The organism is Lactobacillus sp. C449L (assembly GCF_059900815.1).
In genome coordinates this window covers 1-476 of record NZ_JBWXGA010000150.1, presented here as the reverse complement: position 1 = coordinate 476, position 476 = coordinate 1, and the positions used below count along the sequence as shown (strand labels likewise).

Genomic DNA, 476 nt, shown 5'->3' with positions numbered 1-476 from the left:
CGCGAAGTCGCTGCTGCTGATGACCGACAAGAGCATCGCGAAAATCGGCGCTCTCAGCGGCTATGCGGAGCGGCGATATTTCACGAAGGTGTTCCAGCGGCACACCGGCATGACCCCTTCCGAGTTCCGCGAAGCGAAAACGCAGAACGGCTGGCGGAACGCTTTATTTTAATGTAGGATGGGAAATGTTTCATAGGACGTCGATTTCGGGTACACTGAGAGGTATACTCTTAGTCAAGGAATTGAGGAACTGACGTGGCGAATCGATTTGAGGCGTTGGGCGTGCGCGCCCTGATAGCGGATGTGTTACAAAAACAAGGCATCGTCACTCCGACGCCGGTGCAGGAGCAGGCGATTCCTGCGTTATTGTCGGGGCATGACGCGATCGTGCAAGCGCAGACGGGCACGGGAAAGACGCTCGCGTTCGTGCTGCCGATTTTGGAGGTCATCGACCCGCGCAGGGCGTCGGTGCAGGC

At 57.6% G+C, this 476-nt stretch carries 2 protein-coding genes; both read left to right on the top strand.

Annotated elements, in window-relative coordinates:
• The first annotated feature begins 10 nt into the window (after positions 1-10).
• The gene (locus AC2JF9_RS08755; RefSeq protein WP_500726988.1) at positions 11-172 is read left to right on the top strand and encodes an AraC family transcriptional regulator; all 162 of its coding nucleotides are present in this window, start codon (positions 11-13) and stop codon (positions 170-172) included.
• Between the two features lie 83 nt (positions 173-255).
• A partial coding sequence (locus tag AC2JF9_RS08750) for a DEAD/DEAH box helicase (RefSeq protein WP_500726986.1) occupies positions 256-476 on the top strand: 221 nt, incomplete at its 3' end.